The 24,052-nt window shown below is 42.3% G+C and carries 24 protein-coding genes and 5 tRNA genes; 7 read left to right on the top strand and 22 right to left on the bottom strand.

Annotated elements, in window-relative coordinates:
• Positions 1-200 precede the first annotated feature (200 nt).
• The 4 genes from ACGLYD_RS20995 (at position 201) to pstB (ending at position 3,873) form a co-directional block, all read left to right on the top strand.
• Positions 201-1,133, top strand: a complete 933-nt coding sequence (locus ACGLYD_RS20995; protein ID WP_067204890.1) for a PstS family phosphate ABC transporter substrate-binding protein — start codon at positions 201-203, stop codon at positions 1,131-1,133.
• A 92-nt stretch (positions 1,134-1,225) separates the two neighbouring features.
• Entirely contained in the window at positions 1,226-2,164 is a 939-nt protein-coding gene (pstC, locus tag ACGLYD_RS20990) for a phosphate ABC transporter permease subunit PstC (RefSeq protein ID WP_156475937.1), read from the top strand.
• 1 nt (position 2,165) lies between these two features.
• Complete coding sequence (gene pstA, locus ACGLYD_RS20985) at positions 2,166-3,038, top strand: phosphate ABC transporter permease PstA (protein ID WP_067204887.1); 873 nt, start codon at positions 2,166-2,168, stop codon at positions 3,036-3,038.
• A 61-nt stretch (positions 3,039-3,099) separates the two neighbouring features.
• Positions 3,100-3,873, top strand: a complete 774-nt coding sequence (gene pstB / locus ACGLYD_RS20980; RefSeq protein ID WP_231885811.1) for a phosphate ABC transporter ATP-binding protein PstB — start codon at positions 3,100-3,102, stop codon at positions 3,871-3,873.
• Between the two features lie 137 nt (positions 3,874-4,010).
• On the opposite strand, the gene glmM is transcribed toward pstB, so the two are convergent.
• The 12 genes from glmM to ACGLYD_RS20920 all read right to left on the bottom strand — a co-directional run bounded on the left by glmM (position 4,011) and on the right by ACGLYD_RS20920 (position 13,668).
• Complete coding sequence (gene glmM, locus ACGLYD_RS20975) at positions 4,011-5,360, bottom strand: phosphoglucosamine mutase (RefSeq protein ID WP_187046466.1); 1,350 nt, start codon at positions 5,358-5,360, stop codon at positions 4,011-4,013.
• Between the two features lie 39 nt (positions 5,361-5,399).
• Positions 5,400-6,671 (bottom strand): YbbR-like domain-containing protein, encoded by a 1,272-nt coding sequence (locus ACGLYD_RS20970; RefSeq protein ID WP_187046465.1) that lies wholly within the window; start codon positions 6,669-6,671, stop codon positions 5,400-5,402.
• Positions 6,664-7,500: a diadenylate cyclase CdaA gene (gene cdaA / locus ACGLYD_RS20965; RefSeq protein WP_067204877.1), complete on the bottom strand. Its 837-nt coding sequence runs from the start codon at positions 7,498-7,500 to the stop codon at positions 6,664-6,666. Before cdaA ends, ACGLYD_RS20970 begins: the two co-directional genes overlap by 8 nt.
• Positions 7,501-7,758: 258 nt before the next feature.
• The gene (locus ACGLYD_RS20960; protein ID WP_340741273.1) at positions 7,759-8,394 is read right to left on the bottom strand and encodes an anti-sigma factor; all 636 of its coding nucleotides are present in this window, start codon (positions 8,392-8,394) and stop codon (positions 7,759-7,761) included.
• Between the two features lie 12 nt (positions 8,395-8,406).
• A complete protein-coding gene (sigW, locus tag ACGLYD_RS20955) occupies positions 8,407-8,970 on the bottom strand; it encodes an RNA polymerase sigma factor SigW (RefSeq protein WP_067204872.1) in 564 nt (187 codons plus the stop codon).
• Between the two features lie 1,019 nt (positions 8,971-9,989).
• Entirely contained in the window at positions 9,990-10,895 is a 906-nt protein-coding gene (rocF, locus tag ACGLYD_RS20950) for an arginase (protein ID WP_067204869.1), read from the bottom strand.
• Between the two features lie 88 nt (positions 10,896-10,983).
• Positions 10,984-12,708, bottom strand: a complete 1,725-nt coding sequence (locus tag ACGLYD_RS20945; protein WP_338653930.1) for an EAL domain-containing protein — start codon at positions 12,706-12,708, stop codon at positions 10,984-10,986.
• A gap of 322 nt (positions 12,709-13,030) precedes the next feature.
• Positions 13,031-13,105 (bottom strand) — tRNA-Gln (locus tag ACGLYD_RS20940).
• Positions 13,106-13,258: 153 nt separating this feature from the next.
• Positions 13,259-13,342, bottom strand: a tRNA-Tyr gene (locus ACGLYD_RS20935).
• 82 nt (positions 13,343-13,424) lie between these two features.
• Positions 13,425-13,496, bottom strand: a tRNA-Glu gene (locus ACGLYD_RS20930).
• A gap of 18 nt (positions 13,497-13,514) precedes the next feature.
• Positions 13,515-13,590, bottom strand: a tRNA-Thr gene (locus tag ACGLYD_RS20925).
• A 3-nt stretch (positions 13,591-13,593) separates the two neighbouring features.
• Positions 13,594-13,668, bottom strand: a tRNA-Asn gene (locus tag ACGLYD_RS20920).
• A 196-nt stretch (positions 13,669-13,864) separates the two neighbouring features.
• On the opposite strand from ACGLYD_RS20920, the gene ACGLYD_RS20915 reads away from it, so the two are divergent.
• Positions 13,865-14,527, top strand: coding sequence for a hypothetical protein (locus ACGLYD_RS20915; RefSeq protein WP_187046462.1), 663 nt, complete (start codon positions 13,865-13,867; stop codon positions 14,525-14,527).
• 73 nt (positions 14,528-14,600) lie between these two features.
• Here ACGLYD_RS20915 and ACGLYD_RS20910 read toward each other — a convergent pair whose 3' ends face one another.
• The gene (locus tag ACGLYD_RS20910) at positions 14,601-15,281 is read right to left on the bottom strand and encodes a KinB-signaling pathway activation protein (protein ID WP_067204859.1); all 681 of its coding nucleotides are present in this window, start codon (positions 15,279-15,281) and stop codon (positions 14,601-14,603) included.
• A gap of 144 nt (positions 15,282-15,425) precedes the next feature.
• On the opposite strand from ACGLYD_RS20910, the gene gerD reads away from it, so the two are divergent.
• On the top strand, positions 15,426-16,046 hold the full coding sequence (gene gerD, locus ACGLYD_RS20905; protein WP_338653935.1) for a spore germination lipoprotein GerD: 621 nt from the start codon (positions 15,426-15,428) through the stop codon (positions 16,044-16,046).
• 23 nt (positions 16,047-16,069) lie between these two features.
• On the opposite strand, the gene ACGLYD_RS20900 is transcribed toward gerD, so the two are convergent.
• The 3 genes from ACGLYD_RS20900 to ACGLYD_RS20890 all read right to left on the bottom strand — a co-directional run bounded on the left by ACGLYD_RS20900 (position 16,070) and on the right by ACGLYD_RS20890 (position 18,437).
• Positions 16,070-17,128 (bottom strand): Mrp/NBP35 family ATP-binding protein, encoded by a 1,059-nt coding sequence (locus ACGLYD_RS20900; RefSeq protein ID WP_370569990.1) that lies wholly within the window; start codon positions 17,126-17,128, stop codon positions 16,070-16,072.
• Positions 17,129-17,209: 81 nt separating this feature from the next.
• Entirely contained in the window at positions 17,210-17,926 is a 717-nt protein-coding gene (locus ACGLYD_RS20895; protein WP_067204853.1) for an N-acetylmuramoyl-L-alanine amidase, read from the bottom strand.
• Positions 17,927-18,140: 214 nt separating this feature from the next.
• Entirely contained in the window at positions 18,141-18,437 is a 297-nt protein-coding gene (locus ACGLYD_RS20890) for a rhodanese-like domain-containing protein (RefSeq protein WP_067204850.1), read from the bottom strand.
• A 448-nt stretch (positions 18,438-18,885) separates the two neighbouring features.
• On the opposite strand from ACGLYD_RS20890, the gene ACGLYD_RS20885 reads away from it, so the two are divergent.
• Positions 18,886-19,839, top strand: coding sequence for a helix-turn-helix transcriptional regulator (locus ACGLYD_RS20885; RefSeq protein WP_340741269.1), 954 nt, complete (start codon positions 18,886-18,888; stop codon positions 19,837-19,839).
• A 60-nt stretch (positions 19,840-19,899) separates the two neighbouring features.
• On the opposite strand, the gene ACGLYD_RS20880 is transcribed toward ACGLYD_RS20885, so the two are convergent.
• The 6 genes from ACGLYD_RS20880 to truA all read right to left on the bottom strand — a co-directional run bounded on the left by ACGLYD_RS20880 (position 19,900) and on the right by truA (position 24,046).
• A complete protein-coding gene (locus tag ACGLYD_RS20880; protein ID WP_067204845.1) occupies positions 19,900-20,574 on the bottom strand; it encodes an ATP-binding cassette domain-containing protein in 675 nt (224 codons plus the stop codon).
• 12 nt (positions 20,575-20,586) lie between these two features.
• Positions 20,587-21,276 (bottom strand): molybdate ABC transporter permease subunit, encoded by a 690-nt coding sequence (gene modB / locus ACGLYD_RS20875; protein ID WP_399630347.1) that lies wholly within the window; start codon positions 21,274-21,276, stop codon positions 20,587-20,589.
• A gap of 18 nt (positions 21,277-21,294) precedes the next feature.
• On the bottom strand, positions 21,295-22,083 hold the full coding sequence (modA, locus tag ACGLYD_RS20870; protein WP_399630344.1) for a molybdate ABC transporter substrate-binding protein: 789 nt from the start codon (positions 22,081-22,083) through the stop codon (positions 21,295-21,297).
• A 197-nt stretch (positions 22,084-22,280) separates the two neighbouring features.
• Positions 22,281-22,673: a 30S ribosomal protein S9 gene (gene rpsI / locus ACGLYD_RS20865; RefSeq protein WP_067204837.1), complete on the bottom strand. Its 393-nt coding sequence runs from the start codon at positions 22,671-22,673 to the stop codon at positions 22,281-22,283.
• A gap of 19 nt (positions 22,674-22,692) precedes the next feature.
• On the bottom strand, positions 22,693-23,130 hold the full coding sequence (gene rplM / locus ACGLYD_RS20860; RefSeq protein WP_067204834.1) for a 50S ribosomal protein L13: 438 nt from the start codon (positions 23,128-23,130) through the stop codon (positions 22,693-22,695).
• 169 nt (positions 23,131-23,299) lie between these two features.
• Positions 23,300-24,046, bottom strand: a complete 747-nt coding sequence (gene truA / locus ACGLYD_RS20855; protein ID WP_067204830.1) for a tRNA pseudouridine(38-40) synthase TruA — start codon at positions 24,044-24,046, stop codon at positions 23,300-23,302.
• Positions 24,047-24,052 lie beyond the last annotated feature (6 nt).

The raw sequence follows: 24,052 nt of genomic DNA, 5'->3' as shown, positions 1-24,052 counted from the left end.
GGCTGTCCTCATCAGGGCAGTCTTTTTTAATGGCGTTCCTACACCGATCATACAACCGCGAAGAACAATCATATACCCTTCCACACCGATCATATCCCCCTATCTCGTTTACAAAACCTTAACGATTCCTTCATACCCGCTCAACAATTCTCCTCTATCATTTGAATTGTAGTCAAAACACTCTAGGGGGGCAACAACAGATGAAAAACATGAAAACACTCGCAACACTCGGACTTGCATGCTCGATCTTTCTCGCTGCTTGCGGTGGAGCGGACGGTAATACATCAGCTAAAACTAGCGAAGGCTTAAGCGGTAGTGTAGCAGGGGACGGATCGTCGACTGTTGCGCCAATCATGGAAGCGATTGTTGAAGAATATGCACAAGCTGAAAAAGACGTTAAAGTATCCGTAGGTGTTTCCGGTACAGGTGGCGGATTTGAAAAATTCATCGCTGGTTCAACAGACTTCTCAAATGCATCCCGCCCCATTAAAGATGAAGAGAAAGCAAAGCTTGACGAAGCAGGCGTTGATTATACAGAACTTAAAATTGCAAACGACGGTTTAACAATCGTTGTAAATAAAGAAAACACTTGGGTCGATTCACTTACTGTTGAAGATCTCGCGAAAATGTGGGCAGAAGATGGATCAGCAAAAAAATGGTCTGATATCAACCCAAGCTGGCCAGCTGAAGAAATCGTCTTCTATTCACCAGGTACAGATTCTGGCACATATGACTACTTCAATGAAGTTGTCTTGGAAGATGCTGACCTTGTAAAATCTGCAACACTTTCTGAAGATGACAACGTTCTTGTTACAGGAATTAAAGGTGACAAAAATGCAATTGGATTTTTCGGTTATGCTTACTACGAATCAAATAAAGACGCGCTAAATGCAGTATTAATAGATGGTATTGAACCGAATGCACAAACAATCGAGTCTGGCGAATACACTCCATTCTCTCGCCCACTATTCATTTATGTCAGCAACGATGCAGTTAAAGAGAAAAAAGAAGTTCGTAACTTCATGGAGTTTGTTATCGACAACTCAGCAGAAATGGCCGAAGCAGTTGGTTATGTACAACTGCCTGAAGCAGACTATGAAGAAGGACGTAAAGCATTGGATTCTCTGAAATAATAGAACGATTCCTGGCTGTCCTGCATAGTAGGGCAGCCATTATCCTTTCAACACCGTAACTAAACAACGTTATCCAATAGGAGGTCCATAGATTGACTTCAATAAAACCGACAGATAAGTTGCGAACACGCGATGTCATTGCTGCTGCTAAAAAGAATGAGAAGTTTGGCAAACTCATCCCGCATCTTTTACTCGCTGTCACTTCCATCACTGTACTGGCAACATTTGGGATTATCTACACATTACTGAAAGAAACATTCATCTTTTTTCAAGAAATAAAGATCACTGACTTCATTTTTGGAACTGAATGGGCACCTTTCTCCAATGCTGATCAGGCATTCGGTGTACTTCCCTTAATCGTCGGGACTTTAAAAATCGCAGGTGTTGCGCTTCTTATCGGGGTCCCTTTCGGACTTGCGTGTGCAATTTTCCTCAGTGAATATGCGTCACCAAAAATCAAAAAGTTCATCAAACCAATTATTGAGTTACTGGCTGGAATTCCAACGATTGTTTACGGATTTTTTGCCTTAACAGTCGTGACACCATGGCTCCAGTCTTTCATTCCACAATTGAAGTTATTTAACGCACTAAGTGCCGGTATTGTAGTCGGTATTATGATTTTACCAATGATAATCTCGCTTTCGGAAGATGCACTTTCTGCTGTTCCTGCTTCATTCCGCGAGGGGTCTTACGCGCTTGGGTCTACAAAATTTGAAACAGCTATCAAAGTCGTCTTTCCAGCAGCAATTTCCGGTATTGCAGCATCGATTATCCTTGCTGCTTCACGGGCTGTAGGAGAAACAATGATTGTCTCACTTGCCGCAGGTTCCACGCCAATATTCAATATGGACTTTACAGGTTCAATTCAAACGATGACTTCTTATATCGTTCAAGTCGCAACAGGCGACGCAGGCTATGGCACAACAATCTATTATTCCATTTACGCTGTCGGGTTCATGCTATTCTTGTTCACATTCCTAATGAACCGGGCCGCTTTGTACATCAAGACGAAATTCAGGGAGGAATACTAATATGGACCGCGTTCTTCAGTCAAAAACAAATCGTCGACTTACAAAAGATTCAGCGATGAAATGGCTGTTCGGTGCAATCGCTGCCGCCGTCCTCGGAATTACATTCTTCCTGTTTTACGGCATTGGTGCAGATGGCGTCGGACGGTTGAACTTTTCATTCTTTACGAATTTCGGATCCCGCTTCCCTGAAAAGGCGGGCATTAAAGCAGCTCTTGTCGGTACACTGGCTCTCATGGCCGTCGTTATTCCGGTATCCATGTTCCTAGGCCTTTGTTCCGCTATTTACCTTGAAGAATATGCTAAAAAAAATAAATGGACCTCTTTTATTGAAATGAATATCAGTAACCTTGCCGGCGTTCCTTCCGTTGTCTTCGGACTTCTTGGTCTAACTGTTTTTGTCCGTGCATCATCATTAGGCAATAGTATCTTGGCTGCTGGATTGACGATGAGTTTGCTAATCTTACCAATCATCATCGTAGCTTCCCAAGAAGCACTTCGTTCCGTTCCAGACACACTTCGAGAAGCTTCATATGGCATGGGTGCAACAAAATGGCAAACAATCATTCATGTGATTTTACCGTCCGCAGCAGGTTCTATTTTGACAGGTAGCATCTTATCCTTCTCACGTGCCATCGGTGAAACAGCACCGCTCATTGTTCTTGGGATACCGGTTATCGTTCAATTCCTGCCAACTGGACCGCTTAGTACATTTACAGCTCTTCCGATGCAAATTTACGACTGGGCTAAACGCCCACAACCCGAATTTGCAGATGCTGCCTCAGCAGGAATTATCGTGCTTATGATCTTACTCATTACAATGAACGGATTTGCGATTTACTTTAGAAATAGATCACAAAAAAAGCTTAAAAATTGATAGGAGGATTATTATGACAAAAACACTCGTTCGACCTACTGAAGATGCTAAGCTTCGTGTCATGAAAAATGAAAATTGGACAAAAGCAGTTTATGAAACAAACGGTTTAAATCTCTGGTATGGCACGGCGCACGCGCTTAAAAACATCGACTTGTCCATCAATGAAAAAGAAGTAACAGCAATCATCGGCCCTTCCGGCTGCGGAAAATCTACGTATTTAAAAACACTAAACCGGATGGTAGAAAACGTAGGCGACGTCACCATTTCTGGTAATGTTACATTTATGGGCAATAATATTCTTGGCAAAGCGATGTCCGTGGAATTGCTTCGTTCAAAAGTCGGCATGGTATTCCAAAAACCCAATCCATTCCCGAAATCCATCTATGAAAACGTTGCATACGGGCCGAAGATTCACGGTATCCGTAACAAAGCAATGTTAGATACAATTGTTGAAGACAGCTTACGTAAAGCAGCCTTATGGGATGAAGTAAAAGACCGTCTGAACAAAAGCGCATATGGACTTTCCGGCGGACAGCAACAACGGCTCTGTATAGCACGCTGCCTCGCAGTTGACCCAGAAGTAATCCTAATGGATGAGCCAACTTCAGCACTAGACCCGGTATCGACACATAAAGTCGAAGAATTGATTCGCAACATCAAAAACGATGTAACAATAGCAATCGTTACACATAACATGCAACAGGCAGCTCGAATTTCCGACCGCACTGCATTTTTCCTAAACGGAGAAATCGTAGAATGCGATCGTACATCCACACTATTTAGTACGCCGACAGACGAACGCACCGATGACTACATCAACGGGCGATTCGGTTGATAATCTCATTTGGTAAACAAAAAGGGCATCTCGAGTTAGTGTTTTCCTCACTATCTTGAGATGCCTTTTTGTTTTCGGCAAAATAAAAAACCGAAGATATCGTCAATAACGACATCTTCGATCAATGGTTTAGTCTCTTATTCAGTTCCCATTTCTGCTTGCACAACGTCAACAATACGCTGAACAAGACGTACACAATCTTCTTCAGAAGGCGCTTCTACCATGACGCGCACAAGCGGTTCAGTGCCCGAAGGACGAACCAAAACGCGGCCATTGCCTGCCATCTCTTTTTCTACTTCTGCTATTACTTCTGCTACTAATGCATTATCCGTCACAGCATTCTTATCCGTAACACGTACATTAACAAGTTTTTGCGGATAAATTTTCATGCCTGCCGCAAGTTCAGATAGCTTACGTCCAGTTATTTTCATAATGTTAACGAGCTGAAGTCCTGTAAGAAGCCCATCGCCTGTTGTATTGTAATCGTGGAAGATAATATGGCCTGATTGCTCACCGCCAAGATTATAATTTCCTTTTCTCATTTCTTCTACAACATACCGATCACCAACGGCTGTCTGAATGCTCTTCATGCCGTGTTCCGTCAATGCTTTATAGAAACCTAGATTGCTCATAATCGTTGAGACAATCGTTCCTGATTTAAGGCGGCCTCCTTCATGTAAATGACGTGCGATGATGAACATAATCTGGTCACCATCAACAACTTCTCCACGTTCATCTACAGCGATAAGACGATCTCCGTCTCCGTCAAACGCTAAACCAATATGGGCACCTTTTTCAACAACGAGTTTACCCAATTCTTCAGGATGAGTCGAACCGACACCGTCATTAATGTTCAAGCCGTTTGGCGATGCTCCCATTGTTGTTAGGTCTGCATCAAGATCAGCAAACAAATGTGTTGCCAGTGTAGATGTCGCACCATGTGCACAATCGAGTGCAACATGAATTCCCGCGAATTCCTCGTCGACCGTCTGTTTTAAGTACTGAATATATTTATGTCCGCCTTCAAAATACTCTGTTATAAAACCAACGTCTGCTCCAGTCGGACGCGGCAACGAGTCTTCTTGTACGTTTAACAGTTGCTCAATTTCTTCTTCCTGTTCATCCGTCAGTTTATAACCATCTGCACCAAAAAACTTGATGCCATTGTCTTCGACAGGATTATGTGAAGCTGAGATCATGACTCCGGCCTGTGCATTCATGACGCGCGTCAAGTAAGCGACACCTGGTGTGCTAATAACCCCAAGAGTCATCACTTCAATCCCCGTCGATAAAAGACCCGCAATTAGGGCATTTTCAAGCATCTGACCCGAGATACGCGTATCCCTGCCGACGAGTACTTGTGACTTCCCTGATGATTCTTTTGTTAACACATGCCCACCAATTCTACCCAATCTAAATGCGATTTCCGGTGTCAATTCCTTATTTGCAACCCCACGGACGCCATCGGTCCCGAAATACTTTGTCATTTTCATTCTCCCTTTCAATCCTGCACATTCAACTGTATGTCAGGCAAGTTCAATATGCATCGTTACTTCTTTATCTGATAGTATCCATTTCACATCTAGGGGTCCTTCAACCAAGACTGAGAAATTCTGTTCTCCTTCGTCCGTGGTTTCAGACGCATCGATATAAACGGTGAAATCTGATTTCTCCAATGTATCAATTACATCCTGTTCCGCCGTGACAGTTAGTACAACCAAACCGGCCGCCGGTTTCTGAAATGAACTCGTGAAACTTTCATCAAGTCCTTTTACAGTAACAGGCATGTCTTTAAATTCCTTCGTAACTACTTTTACATCCTCAACAGGCGGCTCCGGATTGATTACTTCCAAGTCTGAATCAATCACTGTTGCATCTATTTTCACTTTAACTTTATCTAAAGACATCTTTGTAACACCTTTAGGTTTTTTCAAATCGATCGCCATTGTTCCTTGTCCTTTTACTTCGGATACATCCACATCAACGCTGAATTCTTTAATTTGATCCAGCACTTTCCGTGGACCGAATAAACTAATCGTTTTATCCTGAGCAGAAATGGCATCGACAGTGACACCAGTAACAGGAACTCCACGCGATTTAAGTACGATTGGCACTTCTTTACTATATTCGGAAATCTCAACTTTGACAGTCACTTGTTCAGGAACAATCGTCACATTCAGCTTCGTTAAATCTTTATCTAAGACCCGGACCCGTGCTTGCTGCTCGAATGATTTGTTAATTTCCTTGTCTCCTGTTATTGAGGCTTTTACAAAACTGATCGATTCAATAACACTCTTCGCCCCCGTCACTTCGATAGTTGACGGATCGACGTCTATCTTAACGACATTGAACTCTTCAGCAAGCAGACGTTCATTCAGTTCAGGATCAACACGGAATGTTTGTGTGATTTTCTCTTCGATTACGACTTCGATTGTCGCGGGATCGAAGATGACTTTCAGCTTCTCAGAAACATTCTCACTTTGAATCTCAACTGTATGCTTACCCATTGGCAAACTAGACAAATCGACTCGTAGCGTAAAGTCTTTTAATAATTTCGTTGTCTGGACAATATTCGCTGGGCCTTCAATGGTCATATTGACCGTTTCTGGAACTCCAGTCACGACAAGATTTTCATTGTCATAAAACACTTGTACAGGGAAATCCTGAATGATGTCCCTCGCATCTCCAACTGCTTTGCTACCCTTTTTTTCTTCTGCCTGCACAGTAAAAAAAAGAATAATTGCAAGGAATAAGGCTGTCAAGCGAAGAAACCATGGGCTATTCATAAACTTATCCATTTTTTCTCCACCTCCACTTCCAGATGGAAGAATCCTGCTTTTCAGTTGTTAAACCGAACCAGACTCTCCGCAACCGCGCTTCAAATTCCTCCATATCAAGATTCCGATCTATATCCCCATTTGCAGTAAGGCTTACTGCTCCAGTTTCTTCTGACACGATAATCGTGACAGCATCCGTTACTTCACTAATTCCAAGGGCTGCACGATGTCGTGTTCCAAGCTCCTTTGAGATGAACGGACTCTCCGACAGCGGCAAATAGCATCCTGCTGCCGCAATGCGATTACGCTGGACAATGACTGCACCATCATGGAGTGGCGTGTTCGGGATGAAGATATTGATAAGAAGTTCTGACGTAATCAGCGAATCCATACCTGTACCGGTTTCAATATATTCACTTAGACCTGTTTCCTTTTCAATTGAAATAAGCGCACCAATTCGCCGTTTCGCCATATAGCTAACAGATTTCACAAACGCTTCAATCAGACGATCACGTTCCTCTTCTTCCTGCATCATTGTACGAGCAAATAGCCGTCCTCTACCAATCTGTTCAAGCGCACGCCGTAGCTCGGGTTGGAAGATGATAATAATAGCCAGAAATCCAAACGGAAGAACCTGATCCATCATCCATTGAAGCGTATCAAGTCCAAAAAACTCAGTCAGAATACGAGCAATGAGAAGGACAAAAATCCCTTTTAAAAGTTGAACCGCTTTCGTTCCTTTTATAATCGTAATCAATTTATAAAAAACAAACCAGACGAGAAGCACATCTACAATATTAATAAATGCCGCTACTGGACTGAAATCAACTAATTCTTGCCATTTTGGCATGTGCTTCGCCTACCTTCATAAACAGTTTCTTATGCGTATAGTATAGCATAACAGCACTGCACTGTCCTTTCTTAGAAAAGAACAAAAGCGCAAGCAGCTGTTATAAATGAACACAGCCAAAGTATGCCACGTCCTGCGGCAATGTCTGCGTGAAGTCTCTATATTGCAGCCAATCCACTGTACGTGATTTTATAGTTTCCTAAGCAATGAAAAAGAGCGACCGGTTACCAACTCTAAACGGTCGCGGGGTCGCCCTGTCTACTTTTCATCTTGCTTGTCATCTTTTGATGATGGAAAGATGTCTTTAGCTGTTGTTTTTATTTTATACCAAAGCCAGTCAAACACTTTGTCAATTTCCTCGCTCTTACCAGTTACAATCGCTGTAGAGGCCATGTATTTAGAACCCCTAATAACTGTAACGTTGCCATCCACTTCTCCTTCGATACGGAGGGTGCCATTTTTAACGACTATGTCACCTTTAACTGTTTCACCGGCGGGCACGAGTACCGTTTGACCCTCGACAACAAGATTCGGCTGTTTCGTCACCGAAAACTGCTGGTCATTTCCATAACTTGAAAATAGTGTTGCACTCATAAGGATTAAAAACATGGCTGCAGCTGCCAAAAGTGGATGGCTACGCAACCAGCGTTGAACACCCGCTTGGGATTTTTCTTTGGGAAGTCGTGCCATAACACCGTTGACAAAGCTGTCCGGCGCCTTTATTTTTGAAGCACTTCCTATAAAAGCAATAGACTCAGTCAATCCATTCATAATTTCCTTACATTCTTTGCAGCTATCTAGGTGTTCTTTCAATAGCCGCTCTTCGTCACGGCTAATATCACCGTCTAAATACGCGTGCATATAGTGAACGATTTGTTCCGGACACGTATTCATATTAATTCCCTCCTACATATTACCTATCTGTTTCCGAAGTGCTTCCCGCCCTCTATGGACACGGGTCTTTACGGTCCCTAGTGGTAATTCCAAAATGTCACCAATTTCTTGTAGCGGTAATTCCTCGATATACCTTAAAATAATGACGGAACGGTATTTATCAGGAAGTCTTCCGATTTCGTAGTGGATTCGTTCCTGTAATTCCATTCTTTCGACTTCATCTTCAGGTAGCTCGCCGGATGCGGCAATTTGTGAGTACATATTCAGACCATCTGTACCCGGGACATTTGCATCGAGATAATAATCAGGTTTCTTCTTTCGAATTCGGTCGATGCATAAATTCGTCGCAATCCGAAACAGCCACGTTGAAAACTTCCGTTTTTGATCGAATGTATGAATATTGATATAGGCACGGACAAATGCTTCCTGCGCAATATCCTCTGCTTCTTGTGCGTTGCCAAGCATCCTGTAACATACTTGGTATAGGCGATGCTGAAATAAAGTCACTACTTCTTCAAATGCATTTTGATCGCCTTTCAAGACTTCATTTATTCGTTTATTGATCAGTTCATCCAATGTATTTCACCCTCCGCTCTATGCGGCTGTCCCTTCTATACGTTTGAAGGTGTCGACAGGTTTCATTTTTTTTCATTAATTTTATTTTAACAGATATTGCTAGTTATTTCCTCACTATATTTAATGATTGGAAAAGTAAATGGCTTTTGATTAAAGTGGGATGTGGGATTCGAAACTTTTGTGTCAGTGACACATGGCGTTTTTGGGATTACCTGCGATTCTCCAGAAAAAAATCCACTTCTATTGATTAACCATCTATTTGCATAAAACATTAGTGAGAAGGGATTGAAAGCCTCCATTTTCACTGGACTATTTTCGGCTCGCTTTCGGCGAACTATTCATGTCAGATATACTGAGGTGTCCTAGTGTGGCTAGAAGTGACTCCGTCACTTCTAGCCACACTTTTTTCAGTAATCCTGTTGCGAATAGTTGCCTGTCGCGTACCTACAATGTTCAAGTGTAAAATGCAGTTGTTTTAGAAGAAAAGAGTAGATGACATTCTATGGCGAGTGTAAGTGCCCGAAGATGCAATTTCGGGCACTCTTGCACGTTGTATAATGTGCTTCTTGCTTACTTTTAACAAAGAGTATGCATCTAATCATGTGATGCATAAATAGAAAGCGATACTTCTTTACTAGTAAAAAAGAGAAAACACTCAAAGAAAGTTTCAGCCGCCAAAATTGCATCTTTGGCGGCTTTTATCCAGGTAGATAGATACCCCTCTATTCTTTCGTCCCAATAAGCTTTAGCACTTCGTGTACTTATGAACTTGGAGGGCGACGGATGAAGGACCACCATACGATTACCGAAATAAATGTGTAGGGATGCGACAAAGTCGTATCCCTACACATCCAGACATCTTGGTAATCCTATAGAAGTCATTCGATCCAAAGCAATCCAAAGTCAACTACACACGTAGCGCCCAGTAGGTGATCATGTTATTCACTGGTTATTTTTTGGTTAATCAACAGGTGTGAAAAAAGCCCATCTAAGTTACCAGATGGGCTTTCAAGAACTGATTAAATTAGTTTTTCTCCAAACAGTGAGCCCATTAAACCTACCGCAACATCAGCTGTTTTATTCTTCTCATCCAAAATCGGATTTACTTCTACAAATTCAGCCGAAGTAATCATGCCTGAGTCTTCCAGCATTTCCATCGCTAAATGGCTTTCCCGATAACTAATTCCCCCTGGTACCGGCGTTCCGACTCCTGGTGTATACAGCGGATCAAGCCCATCTAAGTCAAGCGACAAGTGGACACCGTCGACATCACGTGAACGTAGATAGGCGAGAGCGTCTTCCATAACCGAAGTCATTCCGTAGCGATCGATTTCATGCATCGTGAACACCTTAACACCTTGCTCCTTGAGCAATTGACGTTCTTCCGGATCCACAGAACGTGCTCCGATGATGACAACATTCTTCGGTTTTACTTTTTGACCTTCACTATGTATATTAACGAGACTTTCATGCCCTAGCCCAACACTTACGGCAAGAGGCATTCCATGAATATTACCGGAAGGCGATGTCTCTGCAGTATTAAAATCTGCATGCGCATCATACCAGATGACACCGAGATTTTTATATTTTTCCGACAAGCCAGCAAGTGTTCCAATAGCGATGCTGTGATCGCCTCCTAAAACAAGTGGGAATCTACCCGCATCCACAACTTCAGCAACTTTTCGCGCAAGCTCCGTAGTCGCTTGAATGACTTCATCTAAGTTCTTCAAATTCGTATCACTATGTTTTTTTCTTTCCACAGCACTTACCTGAACATCGCCCTCATCCGTAACCTGATGGCCAATCGATTCAATTCTCCCTACAGCACCTGCATATCGGATTGCACTTGGCCCCATATCCACCCCACGACGACTTTGTCCAAAATCGAGTGGTACACCGATTAATGAAATATTCAAATGTTGCATGTCAAATTACCTCCCCTTATCTATATCTCTAGTATAAGTCCATGAGAAGGTTTGGCTCAACTCAACAAGTATCTGAATATTTATTCGTTTACAATCTTTTCCCCATGAACTGTTCACATGCATCAGGAGACGTTGGTTTGCTATAGTAATAGCCTTGACCCTCACGACAACCTAAATTCATTAGGATAACGGCTTGTTCTTCATACTCCACACCTTCCGCAATGACGTTTAAGCCCACAGTATCTGCTAAAGTTACAATAGCCTTAACGATTGCCTGGCTATCTTCATTAAGGTGTATATCGCGCACAAAGGACATATCGATTTTAATCGTATCAGCTGGTAGTTCTTTGATATAACTAAACGTACTATAACCTGTTCCAAAGTCATCGATAGACACCGTAATACCCAACGCCCTTATTTCACGAATTCTTCCCTGCATATCTTCCCGGTTGGCAAATGCACTTTCAGTTAATTCGATTTCAATCAAATCTGTTGTGACACCCGTCTCTTCAAGAATTGTTTTAATCGTATGCAAAATAGTTGGTTCTTCCAATTGCACGGCTGACATATTGATAGCCACCCGAAACGGTCCATATCCATTATCTTGCCACTTTTTTGCCTGCCCGCAAGCTTCACGCAGTACCCATTCCCCGAGAGGTATGATGATTTTCGTCTCTTCCGCCACGGGAATGAACTTATCGGGTGGTATTCTGCCAAGATCAGGATGATTCCAACGCACTAACGCTTCAACACCTATCAACTTCCCTGTCTTCAAGTTCACTTTAGGCTGATAATCAAGATGGAGATGACCCAAATGAACGCTTTTCCGTAATTCATTCTCCAGCAAGATCCGCTCCAATGTTTTGGCCGCTGTTCCGTGCTGATACATCTCACATCCTCCGCCGCCATGCGTTCTGGCGATAGAAAGAGCTTTTTCTGCTTTCATTGCAAGCTCTGAAGGTTTTTTAGCATGCTCCGGATACAAGGCAATCCCGAAACTTAAAGATGGTGTGTGCATTTGGTCCTTTACTTCAATAGGTTCCTCAATATATTGCTGAACTTCTTTTGTCAGTTGTTCAGCGTGTTGTGCATCACGTACATCTAAAAGAAGGAATGCAAATTCATCACCTGAAAGTCTGCCAATAACAGTTTTTTCTTTTAGAATTGTCCTTAACCTCTTCGCAATAACAGACAAAATATAATCACCTACCTCGTGTCCAAGCGAATCATTCACATAGCGAAGACGGTCGACATTCATATAGATACAGGCTCGTTTTGTTCTCTGTTTTTTCGCTACTTCTATTTCTTGATAAAACATTTTCCGAAATGAAGTTCGATTAGGTAAACTGGTCAATTGGTCATTATAAGCAAGGTCGCGTATCATCCGCTCAGACTCTTTACTCTTAGTGATGTCATAGCGGATGGATATATATTGATAGGGCTTTCCGTTATCATTTAAAAATGGAACTATCATCGTGTCGACCCAATAATAAGATCCATCCTTGGCTTTATTACAGATTTCACCACGCCATGTATTTCCCCTGCCGATTGTCGCCCATAGCTCTTTGAAAAACGAAGAAGGATGAAAGCCTGAATTGATAATCCGATGGTCTGCCCCCACAAGTTCCTCCACACTGTATTGCGCTATTTTTGTAAACAACTCATTCACATACACTATTTTCCCAGTCTGGTCTGTGACAGCAACAATAGCTGACTGATCAAGTGCATAGGCAATGTCCCTAAGCATTTTTTCCGGACTATGACTACCATCATGGCGAATTAAATCATCTACCATTTTATTATTTCCTTGCATAAAATCACTTCTTTCCTAAAAACCTTTTTCAACCTACGTGGGCCTGCAAAAATAATTATAACCCCATTTACTCTACTATAAATTCGTTCTTTCGGGCTATATATGATGAAATAAAGAACTTCAGTAAATTCGCTTCGGAGCTAAGGGATACCTGCCGACTTCAGCTATCTTTTTTATGGCGCCTTCACTCAGTTCATATCGGTATTTCATTTGTTCAATATAGAGAATTATATCTAGTTGAAAATAGAAAAAAACCCTTTCATTTTGGCGAAAGGGTTAATAAAGCTATTTGCAATTCACATGGTTTGGTAAAGCAAGAAAATGGCTGGGGTAGCTGGATTCGAACCAACGAGTAACGGAGTCAAAGTCCGTTGCCTTACCACTTGGCTATACCCCATTAGTATTTAAGTTTAATTCTTTTCGGTGCTTTGCATTAAAGTAAGATCTACTCTATTCAATGCTTTACATAACAACCTTAAAGTAAACTCTTTTTAACGCGAAACGTTAAAATCAAGGAATACTATTTTCAACGCAAGCGTTGAAAAAGTAATGGTGGTGGGGGGCAGATTCGAACTGCCGAACCCGAAGGAGCGGATTTACAGTCCGCCGCGTTTAGCCACTTCGCTACCCCACCATGTTAAAATATGTATTATTAGATTCAAAACCTTAAGTAACAAGCAAACTTCTTTCAACATTTCACGCTGAATAAGTTTTAATGACCCCTACGGGATTCGAACCCGTGATACCGCCGTGAAAGGGCGGTGTCTTAACCGCTTGACCAAGGGGCCTCATTCTTAAAGTTGCTCTGGAGCTTCCAACCGGATTCGAACCGGTGACCTCTTCCTTACCATGGAAGCACTCTACCTACTGAGCTATGGAAGCATATGGCTCCGCAGGTAGGACTCGAACCTACGACCGATCGGTTAACAGCCGATTGCTCTACCACTGAGCTACTGCGGAATAATAAGTATTCATTTAAATTTGTTCATGTCGTTCAGGACAAACTCCATTATAACAAACATTAAATATTTTTCAAGACCTTTTTTAAAGTTTGTTTTGTTCCCGACAGCAACTTATATATATTATCACGTCTTTTGCATATTTGTCAACACACTTTCATAAACTTACGGTAGATTGTGCAAAAAGGGGACAACATATGCGAAACAAGTACATGATCACTGCCATTATTTGCTGCGCGCTCTTCCTGCTCCTTCCCGCTTTACCTAAACAACTATCTCTTGTATCCGTGTTCCGCGTAACGGAGGAACCTGCTGTTATTGTACGCGGCGCTAGTGGTTCCGCACTGACCGTAAATATTTCATTCGGGGATATAGAAGTGGAACAATGGATCCAAGAACTCAGTAAACCTTATCCACTTCTACTCGTTGATATGAAATGGGCTGGTCGTTTTCCAGAAACCGTGCAACTCATCAAAGAAAAAAATATTTCTATAGGGTTACTCGGCGATAAGGGTGTAACCTATGAACAAAACACAATTTTGTTCACAGAACAACTTGAGCAGTTCGAAAAAACTTTCGGGGTAAAACCTCTTTGGTTTCGTACCATTGATGAAGTTTTTCCAGCGAACTTGCATAGTATGCTCTGGGATGCGGAAGTTAATGCACTGGGTTCATCTGTTGTTTGGAATGGTGGCGACCTCCCTTCTGTCACTAAAGGAGAAATTATTTCTGTCCCCCATCACCGGGAAAACCGTGTTAATTTGGCTGAGTTAAAAAAGTTAGATAAAGATCGAACTTTTATATCTGTGGAAGCCATGTTATTCGGAACTAAGGTGAATGTCAAAAAAATACCCGAATAACCCAACCGCCTCACCTACTCTTATAAAAAAACAGCACAATCCGCCATTATCAACTGGCTGGTGTGCTGTTTTTTTATTTTGCTTTAGCAGACTTCGTAACTTTGCCTCGTGCTTTTCTGCGTGCTTCCAGCTTCACCTTATCTTCATCAGACTGCTTGTTGAACTTCGGTAGTACTAAGATTTGATACGCATTCACTGCAAGAAGCGGGAAGAGCAGGATTGTGACCCATGAATCGATATTACCTGAACGTACCATCAACGCAGGTAACCATTCAAGTGTTGTAATAACGATCATGAAGAATAGTGCTGAAATGAGCGTGTGTTTCTTCGTCCATTTCGCCTTGAAATAAGCGGTTACCGCGGAAACACCTACTAGTGTTGCAAGTAATCCTAGGTACAGAACTGTACGACCTGTCTCATCTGACGTCAATTGGAATCTGAAGAAGATAAGGTCAAATAGGACAATCGCAATGATTAATAGCTGAACCCAATTCCACAATGTGAGTGTTTTAAAGATATTCACACCGAATTGATGGACCGTTAAATAAGCAAAAAAGCCCATTTGCGCAACGACGCTCATCGTAAACCCAAGGAAGATCATCCAAAGAAATGCACCTATGAATTGACCGTATTCACCATTGGATAAATATTGAGAGAAGAACTCCCAGCGGACAATTAATCCTACAACCGCCGTCATGAAGCCTCCGATTAGTAATGCTGTAAAAAAGAATTTGACCCAATTTCGTATTGTCACGATAGTGATCCTCCGTTTTGTTTTTACTTCCAATAGTGTAACAACGTTTTGATGAAAAATCTATTTCATTAAACGATTCATGCATATTCTACGTCGTATTGTGAACAATAAATGAAAATGCATCTGGAAGGGAATTTGATTTCCATGAAAAAAAGAATTGGTCTATTCCTGTTTTCGGCCCTTTTATTGACTGGATGTAGCATGCAGCAGGCTGCTCCGACATACGACGAAACAAAAAAAATGATGACCGATGCACTCCAGACGGAGGAGGGGAAAAAAGCGGTTCGGCAAATGTTCGCAGATCCGGAATTTAAGGAACTACTTATTCTAGAACAACCTGAAGTAAAGAAATCCGTCGAAGACACTCTCCTTTCTAAAAAAGGGGAAGATTTTTGGAAAAAAACGTTCGAAGATCCAAAGTTCACTGAAACCATTGCAAAAAGCATGAAGGAACAGCAGCAAGATATCATGAAACAACTGATGGATGATTCATCATTCCAAAAACAGTTGGAAGAGTTTTTCACCCAGCCCGACATGTTAAAGCAGTTAGAAACCGTTACCCAGTCGGCAAATATGAAGAAACATCTTGAAAAAGTTGTTGAAGAAACCATTAACAGCCCTTTACTGCAAACGAAATGGCAAGAACTGATTTTAAAAGCCGGTGAACCGAAACCAGAGGAGAGCGGTGGAGGTAGTGGTGGAGGTGCTGGCGGAAGTGGCGGAGAAGACAAGCAGGAAAAAAGTAATGGCGGAGGAGGCAAATAGCCTTCTCCACCTTTTTACATCCATTATTGTTTCGTAGTTTTTTTAATAATATTTTCCGCAATGTCCATGTAAATTTTCCCGATAGGATGATCTTCTGCATAGACGGAAGGTGCAAAATCTTCTTCATCCCAGTCCGGTTGGCCAAGAGGAATTTGCCCAAGTAACTCTGTACGAAGTTCCTCAGCTAATTTTACGCCTCCGCCTTGACCGAATACGAATTCACGTTCACCTGACGTTTTCGATTCGAACCAAGACATATTTTCAATTACACCAAGCAATTCATGGTCGGTCTGAAGCGCCATTGCTCCTGCACGCGCAGCAACAAATGCAGCTGTCGGATGCGGAGTCGTTACAACGATTTCTTTAGACGTCGGAATCATCTGGTGGATATCGAGCGCAACATCCCCTGTACCTGGCGGCAAATCGAGGAATAGGTAGTCAAGATCTCCCCACTCAACGTCGCGGAAGAACTGGTCGAGTGCTTTCCCAAGCATTGGACCGCGCCATACAACTGGTGCGTTATCCTCAACGAAGAAGCCCATAGAAATAACTTTTACGCCTAGACGTTCAACTGGGATAATCCGGTCACCCCGAACAACTGGTAAATCAGTTACACCCATCATATCTGGTACACTAAAGCCATAAATATCAGCATCAATTAAACCGACCTTTTTCCCTAGACGCGCAAGCGCTACAGCAAGGTTAACCGACACAGTCGATTTCCCTACGCCACCTTTACCAGACGCTATTGAAATAAATTCAACGTCATTCAGCGGTGACAATAAATCTTGTGCTTCCGATTCCGTCACTTTTCCACGGAACTGTTCCAGCACTTCTGCCGGTAATTCTTCGAAACGGATACCAACAGAATCAGCACCTGCTCCTTTCAATGCATCGACCACTTGTGTTTGAAGACCCATCTGTTCAGCGGTATTAATTTTAGCGATAGCTATCTTCACGCTAACATGCTTCTTCTCTGGCTTGATTGTTACGCCTGTAATTCCACTCGTCTCCGCAAGCGTTTTATGTAAAAACGGATCTTTCAGTTGCCCCAACAATTCACGTACTGTTTCTTCATTCATCAATGTAGACACCCCTTGGAGGTTTATTCATTCACCTCCAAGTATACCATAATAAGCTACCCGCAAATCCCATTAAGGCTCTCACTTTTCATCTGCAGTATGAAATTCAACGATACCTTCCATGATCGCATCAGCTACCTTGCCTTGATAAGCAGGGTCAATTAGGAGGGCCCTTTCTTCATTGTTTGACAGAAAACCTGTTTCAACGAGAACTGCTGGAGTCGGTACTTTTTTCAGCAAATAGACACCCTTAATTGCCATTGCTACTCGTTCCGTATTTTTTAAATTAGTCTGGAATGATTCTTGAATAGCTTTTGCCAGAAATTCACCATTAGGATCTCCCCCCGGATGATAAAAAACTTGAGACCCGCGCCATCTTTCCTCTGGTATTGCGTTAACGTGAACGCTGATGAACATATCAGGTTTTTCACTGATTGCAATGCTTTCCCTCAATTTCAAATCAGCCATTTTGCGTTCGCGAGTTGTTCCGAATTTCTCAGCCGGGGCATGTTCGGCCAACGCGTCGCCATCTTGTGTCCGCGTCATGATAACTGTCGCCCCTTTCTTTTCAAGCCGCTTCTTCAATTCATGAGAGATACTCAGTGTAATATCCCGTTCTACGACATCTCCGGATGAAGCGCCCCCGTCCATACCTCCATGTCCCGGGTCGATAAGTATCTTCACCCCACCAAGCTCTGCGGGCATGAAAAAATTCCGATCTGACGAAGCCTTAACACCATACATGACAATTCCAAGAGAACACACAAATAATAAACAGATCACAAACCACCGTTTCATATGGACACCGCCTTTTTCCTTCACTATACGCAGATTCAGCGGCAGATATGTCCTACTTTGAGTAGAGATTGGGGGTAGAATTAGTTTTTACTGAACGAAGCAATGCTTTGCCAAAACCAAACGACGCTTTAGCGAAACTAAACAACAATCCAACTGTACCCCTATATTCCTAAAACCAAAAAAGGAACCCCGCAAGGTTCCTTTCTAAAAGTACTTATTCAGTAGCGCCTTCCCATTCCAGCATGCCGCCTAGCATGTTTGTTACATCATAGCCTTCATCTGCCAGGAACTCTTGCGCACGCCCACTACGACCGCTTGAACGGCAAATCAGTATATATGGCTTAGAGCTATCAAGTTCACTCATACGCACCGGTACGTCGCCTAGAGGGATGTGAATTGCACCAGGGATCATCCCTGCCGCTACTTCATCTGCCTCGCGCACGTCGACCAAGTTAAGCTGCTCACCTTTTTCTAGCCGTTCTTGTAATTCGGTAGTTGTGATTTCTTTCATAGCAAATCCTCCTCACATTTTATCCTTTCTACTTTACCATAGAAGCGGTGATATTCACGAAAAACAGCTGCCTTCAACGACAAGTTCCAGCTGAAGCTCAATTAGGTTCTGCCTAAAAGCTTTGGTATACTACATATATTGAAATGAAGAATCCCATTGAATCCGCTTCGGCGCTCGGGGATGCCTCCCGCCTTAAGTCAAGCAGCTTCGCCGCCAGTCTTAGGGCTTCGGCTACCCCTTGTAAGGCGCCTCCGCTCAGTTTATATAGGTATTCATTTGTCCGACATGTATAGTTAGAAATGATTTGAGAACTAGTATAAATTGAAATTAAGACTTCTTTCAAATCCACTACGGTGCTTTAAAGAGGCTTGTACTCTATTTATACACTGTCTTTAATACCTCGGTGGAATCTAGATTATCATGCAGCACGAAGGAGGACGAATCTAGCATGAAAGAAGATATTTCATACACGACCGAAGAAATTGCTCAGATTTTGAAAGTGTCCAAATTGACGGTCTACGATTTGATCAAAAAAGAACAATTGCCCTCGTACCGGGTTGGACGACAAATACGAATAGACGCCCATGACTTGGCTGATTATAAAGAACAAACTAAAAGTAGAAGAAACGTAAATAGAGTGGACGCGCACTTTAACGGAAACCCTCCCGATGAAAGTAAGTCATTTACCACACCAACTAGACAAATCATAATTAGCGGGCAGGATTTGAGCTTAGACATATTGGCTAATTACATTGAGAAGAATTCGACTGGGTATCGTCCGCTTCGCTCGTATACAGGCAGTTTGAATAGTTTAGTTTCCATGTACCAAGGGGAGGCAGATGTCGTAAGTACTCACCTGTTTGACGGAGACACAGGGGAATATAATATTCCTTACGTCCGCAAAATCCTCGTCGGACAACCTTACCTCATAATCAATTTCCTATCACGCTGGGAAGGCTTTTACGTGAGAAAGGGAAACCCTAAAAACATTCAATCTTGGACCGATTTAACGAAACCAGGAATCTCAATGGTCAACCGGGAAAAAGGATCCGGTGTACGGGTTTTAATTGACGAGAAGTTTCGGATAGAAGGCATTTCTCCTCAACATGTATCTGGCTATGAAGTAGAAGTATTGAACCACATAGGAGTTGCCAGCAAAGTTGCAAGCGAAGAAGCCGATGTAGGGATAGGCACTGAGAAAACTGCCCACCTCGTTGACGTTGACTTTATTCCCCTCATCCAAGAACAGTATGATCTCGTCATATTGAAAACTCCACAAAATGAAGGGCTTATTAATTTGATAACACATATTTTACATTCAGATTCATTTCAGAAAGAGATCCAATCAATTGGCGGTTACGATTTATCCAAAACAGGGAAAATCATATATGAAACATTTTAACGAAGTCTAAAAAAGTTCCTCCCTTCAACGATTTGACTCAGTTGAAGGGAGGAACTTTTTTCAATTCGAAACAGCTATCCTTTTATGCAAATTATCGACAGTCTTTATTACCGACCCCTTTTCAAGATACAGGATTGTATCTCCAAGCTTCTCCGCCTCATTCATGTCATGCGTAACGATAATGAACGGAATTCGCCAAATCTCATGGAGTCTTAACAGTTCGTCCTGGCACTCAATCCGCGTTTCATGATCTAACGCAGACAAGGGCTCGTCAAGTAATAAAATGGATGGTTCTGTTGCTAAGGCACGCGCAAGTGCAACTCTTTGCTTCTCTCCGCCAGAAATTTGGTGGGGATATTTTTGTAACAAATGCTCTATCCCTAACACGCTAACTAAGTGTTCAATCCGAAACGGGGGCTCACCCTCTTTTTTCTTTTTCATTCCATAGGCAATATTTTTTTCCACAATCATATGAGGGAAAAGTGCATAATCCTGAAAGAGATAGCCGATGTTTCTGTTTTTAGTCGGTAGCGGTTTGCCTCCTTCACTGAAGTACGTTTTTCCATTTAACTTGATATATCCTGCGTCGGGTTTGTCCAACCCTGCTATATTATTTAAGATTGATGTTTTCCCGGATCCAGAGGGTCCAAATAAAACAAGAATTTCATCTTCTACCTTCAATTCAATATCCAACAAAAAGTGAGGTAGCTTTTTTTTGATGTGTACTTCGAGCATACAATCATCCTCTTATCCATTGTCATTTTTATAGCGACGCATGTTCCGCCTGCTCCACCAATTTAACCACATGATTGTACTAAATCCTAAAGCAACGATAATAACTACCCAAAAGGTAGCCTTCTCCATTTGCCCCGATTCTACCGCAAAGTAGATGGCCATCGGAATCGTATCTGTTTTTCCAGGAATATAGCCCGCCAACATCAACGTAGCCCCGAATTCCCCGAGTCCCCTTGCAAAAGAGAGGACTAAACCAGCAAGAAGACCCGGCCAAGCAAGACGAAACGAAATGGTCCAAAAAACACGCCACTCCGAAGCTCCCATTGTTCTAGCCACATTCTCCAACTTTGAATCCAAGTTTTCGAAAGCCGCACTTGCACTTTGATACATCAAAGGAAATGAGACGACAATTGAAGCTATAACCGCGCCAAGCCACGAGAAAATGATTTGAATACCGAACACGGAATATAGCCAACTTCCGATAAACCCATTCTTCCCAAAAAGTATCAGTAATCCAAACCCAACGACAGTCGGAGGTAAAACGAGTGGCAAAAGGAATAACGTTTCGATAAACCCTTTTCCAAAGAACGTTTTGCGTGCCAGTATTCGTGCGAAGAAGACTCCTCCCATAAAAACGAAAAGAGTGGAGATGCCCGCTACTTTTAACGATAAAAGTAATGGCGTATAATCCGTCTCATTCACATGCATCCCTCTTTCTACTTACTTGAATCCGTATTTCTTCAAGATTTCTTTGCCTTGCTCGCCTGCGAGAAACGCTAAAAATGCTTTCGCTTCTTCAGGGTGCTTCGAGTCGGCAATGACGGCCCCCGGATAAACAATTTGATCATGCCATTCAGGTTTAGCCGTAGCCACTACTTTTACCTTATCTGAAATCAATGCATCACTGGCATACACAACGCCAATATCCGCATTGCCCATTTCAACATGTGTCAGAACTTGGCGTACATCCGAACTCAAAACCAACTTACTTTGTAACGGCTCCCAAAGCTTCAGTGTTTCAAGTACTTCTTTCGAATAACGGCCAACAGGCACGCTTTCTGACTCGCCGATAGCAAAATGATCAATTGTTGCTGAATCTATATCTTCAAATGAGGACAAATTGAACGGTTTTTCTTTATTCGTAATTAACACCAGCTCGTTTGTAGCAAAATCTATTCGTGTATCTTCAAGTAGCAGATTTCCCTCCTGCAGCTTATCCATATCTATTTTACTTGCCGATAGGAACACATCTGAGGGTGCACCTTGCTCAATTTGTTGCGCTAATTTACCTGAGCCCCCGGGATTGAACGACAAGGTAATGGTCGAATGTTCACTTTCAAAACTAGTTTTCAGTTCATTCAATGCATCTGTTAAACTGGCCGCGGCTGAAATTGTTAATTCAACTTCATCATCTGAACCACTGACAATTGGTTGTTGACCATTGGAACATCCTACTGAAATCAATAGCAAGCATAGTAAAACAAGGAAACAACTCACCTTTTTCATCATCTTAAGCCTCCCTATTCTTATACCAGTTATAACTGAATATAACTAGTTATATCCGGTTATGCTCTAATAGCTCTAATTATGAATTGCCATATACTGTAGGTCAAGTGATTTTCTTAATTAACTAACTACCTTCTCAGGATAAAACCATAAAAAAGCCCTCTTCCACGAATGGAAAAGGGCTTTTTTTAATTGAAAGATTAACGTTTTGAGAACTGTGGTGCACGACGTGCGCCTTTAAGACCTGGTTTTTTACGTTCTTTCATTCTTGCATCACGTGTAAGAAGTCCTGCTGATTTAAGCGCTGGACGGAAGTCAGGGTCTACTTGAAGTAGAGCACGTGCAACTCCGTGACGGATTGCTCCTGCTTGTCCAGTGTATCCACCACCATCAACGTTTACAAGGATATCGTAGCTTCCAAGAGTTTCCGTAATTACAAGTGGTTGTTTGATGATTTCGCGAAGTGTTGCAAATGGTACGTAGTCTTCTACGTCGCGTTTGTTGATGATAATTGTGCCATCTCCAGGAACTAGACGTACACGAGCTGTTGAGCTTTTACGACGGCCTGTGCCGAGATATTGTACTTGTGCCAAGTTGTTTCCTCCTCTTTAATTAACCGCGAAGTACGAATACTTCTGGTTGTTGTGCTGCGTGCGGGTGATCTGGTCCAGCGTATACATTAAGTTTTCTATATGTTTGACGGCCTAAAGGACCTTTTGGAAGCATTCCTTTAATTGCAAGTTCAAGCATTTTTGTCGGGAAGTTTGTACGCATTTCAAGAGCCGTACGTTGTTTCATGCTACCCGTGTAACCTGAGTGACGGTAGTAAATTTTGTCTTTCAATTTGTTACCTGTAAGATGAATCTTTTCTGCATTGATGATGATGACGTGGTCACCTGTATCAACGTGTGGTGTGAACGTAGGTTTATGTTTGCCGCGCAAAAGTGATGCAACTTCAGAAGCAAGACGACCAAGCGTCTGTCCTTCAGCGTCGACAACGAGCCATTTACGCTCTACTTCGTGACCTTTAGCCATGAATGTTGTACGCATAATTTTATCCTCCTAAATGAATCTCTATTAGTTCCCGTTTTCTCTATCCCTAAACACAAGTTTACCTTCCGGGGCTTATTTGTGGGGTTATTGAAATACCATTACTCATCTTATACTGAATTCCACATTAAGTCAAGCGATTCCTCTAAATACGCTAGGAAAAGTTGCCTTAGTCTTTGTAGCTCACTTCATCTAGATACAAACCGTGTGCTGGCGCGGTTTTAACGTTCGCTTTACGGCTGCAAGATTCAAGTATTTGCTTGACGTCTGCCGGCGTTTTCCAGCCGTTCCCTACGACAAGAAGCATACCTGCAATGCTTCTTACCATATTATATAAAAAGCCATTTCCTTCAATTGTCATGATGAGATAATCGCCTTTTTTTTCGAGTGTCAGCATTCTCACCGTTCTGACTTTATTGGAAGTCGCGGTTTTTGATGAACAGAAACTTGTGAAATCATGCGTCCCAATTAAATAGGCAGCAGCTTCCTTCATCAACTCAATATCAGGATGTGATCTACCGAGATGAACGGAAAAATCACGCTCAAACGGACTATGCACTTCGCTATAGGACCACTTATAAACGTACGTCTTGCCAGTAGCAGAATAACGCGCATGGAAATCTTCGCTGACGTATTCAACTTCAACCAGTCGGATATCTGTAGGCAAAAGGACGTTTAACGCCAGCTTCCATCGATCTATCGGCAAGTTCAGCGGTGTATCAAAGTGAATCACTTGGCCATTTGCGTGTACACCCGAATCCGTCCGGCCGCTTGCGACCGAAAAAATTTCCTTGTCTTTATGCATTTTCACTAATGCTTTATCAATTTCCAATTGCACCGTTCGCATTCCCGGCTGTATCTGGTATCCAGAAAATCGAGTACCATCATACGAAACAATTGCTTTAACACGTTGCATTTGTAT

The sequence above is a fragment of the Sporosarcina sp. SG10008 genome (assembly GCF_044569405.1).
In the GTDB taxonomy this organism is placed as follows: Bacteria; Bacillota; Bacilli; order Bacillales_A; family Planococcaceae; genus Sporosarcina; species Sporosarcina psychrophila.
This window is presented reverse-complemented; position numbering and strand designations above follow the sequence as displayed.

Coding starts and splice junctions, on each gene's coding strand:
- glmM (WP_187046466.1), bottom strand. CDS start 5,360: ATGACAAAGTATTTCGGGACCGATGGCGTCCGTGGGGTTGCAAATAAG.
- rocF (WP_067204869.1), bottom strand. CDS start 10,895: ATGCAACATTTGAATATTTCATTAATCGGTGTACCACTCGATTTTGGA.
- ACGLYD_RS20995 (WP_067204890.1), top strand. CDS start 201: ATGAAAAACATGAAAACACTCGCAACACTCGGACTTGCATGCTCGATC.
- ACGLYD_RS20895 (WP_067204853.1), bottom strand. CDS start 17,926: ATGAAACGGTGGTTTGTGATCTGTTTATTATTTGTGTGTTCTCTTGGA.
- ACGLYD_RS20915 (WP_187046462.1), top strand. CDS start 13,865: ATGCGAAACAAGTACATGATCACTGCCATTATTTGCTGCGCGCTCTTC.
- ACGLYD_RS20890 (WP_067204850.1), bottom strand. CDS start 18,437: ATGAAAGAAATCACAACTACCGAATTACAAGAACGGCTAGAAAAAGGT.
- ACGLYD_RS20880 (WP_067204845.1), bottom strand. CDS start 20,574: ATGCTCGAAGTACACATCAAAAAAAAGCTACCTCACTTTTTGTTGGAT.
- ACGLYD_RS20885 (WP_340741269.1), top strand. CDS start 18,886: ATGAAAGAAGATATTTCATACACGACCGAAGAAATTGCTCAGATTTTG.
- pstA (WP_067204887.1), top strand. CDS start 2,166: ATGGACCGCGTTCTTCAGTCAAAAACAAATCGTCGACTTACAAAAGAT.
- modA (WP_399630344.1), bottom strand. CDS start 22,083: ATGATGAAAAAGGTGAGTTGTTTCCTTGTTTTACTATGCTTGCTATTG.
- ACGLYD_RS20945 (WP_338653930.1), bottom strand. CDS start 12,708: ATGCAAGGAAATAATAAAATGGTAGATGATTTAATTCGCCATGATGGT.
- gerD (WP_338653935.1), top strand. CDS start 15,426: ATGAAAAAAAGAATTGGTCTATTCCTGTTTTCGGCCCTTTTATTGACT.
- rplM (WP_067204834.1), bottom strand. CDS start 23,130: ATGCGTACAACATTCATGGCTAAAGGTCACGAAGTAGAGCGTAAATGG.
- pstB (WP_231885811.1), top strand. CDS start 3,100: ATGAAAAATGAAAATTGGACAAAAGCAGTTTATGAAACAAACGGTTTA.
- ACGLYD_RS20960 (WP_340741273.1), bottom strand. CDS start 8,394: ATGAATACGTGTCCGGAACAAATCGTTCACTATATGCACGCGTATTTA.
- cdaA (WP_067204877.1), bottom strand. CDS start 7,500: ATGCCAAAATGGCAAGAATTAGTTGATTTCAGTCCAGTAGCGGCATTT.
- ACGLYD_RS20900 (WP_370569990.1), bottom strand. CDS start 17,128: ATGAATGAAGAAACAGTACGTGAATTGTTGGGGCAACTGAAAGATCCG.
- ACGLYD_RS20970 (WP_187046465.1), bottom strand. CDS start 6,671: ATGGATAAGTTTATGAATAGCCCATGGTTTCTTCGCTTGACAGCCTTA.
- truA (WP_067204830.1), bottom strand. CDS start 24,046: ATGCAACGTGTTAAAGCAATTGTTTCGTATGATGGTACTCGATTTTCT.